This is a genomic window from Photobacterium sp. R1 (genome assembly GCF_054600795.1).
The window spans coordinates 1-345 of sequence record NZ_BAAHZP010000259.1 but is presented as its reverse complement, the minus strand read 5'-3'; the positions used below and the strand labels follow the sequence as shown (position 1 = coordinate 345).

Here is a 345-nt window from a genome sequence, read left to right as displayed (position 1 = left end):
AAGCCGCAGATTGCCGGCGTGCCGGCATGGCGTCTGCCTCTGATTTACTACCCGCACATTAACTTTGCCTCCCCCACATTGCTGGATCCTGTGCGCTTCGTGCTGCAGAGCTTGTGGCTGCTCTGTGTCAGGCCACAATCGCCGGGTCATCTTAAAACCCAGCTGCAAGCGGGAACCAGGCAACTGATCCGCCGCGTGAAAGCAATCTTCTATTTGCCTTTGGGGCGTATGTCCGTATTCATTCAATGGCTTGAAAAAAACGCGACCGATGCCGACACGGAAGATCTCGACACTGTGTTAAGAGAAAACAATACCTGACGGATGGTCAATATCCTGCTGCTGGTC

1 pseudogene is annotated in these 345 nt (G+C 53.6%); it reads left to right on the top strand.

Features of this window, described 5'->3' with window-relative positions:
• Positions 1–318: pseudogene (locus ACYP03_RS24945) on the top strand (UDP-forming cellulose synthase catalytic subunit); the annotation flags it as partial.
• Positions 319–345: the final 27 nt, after the last annotated feature.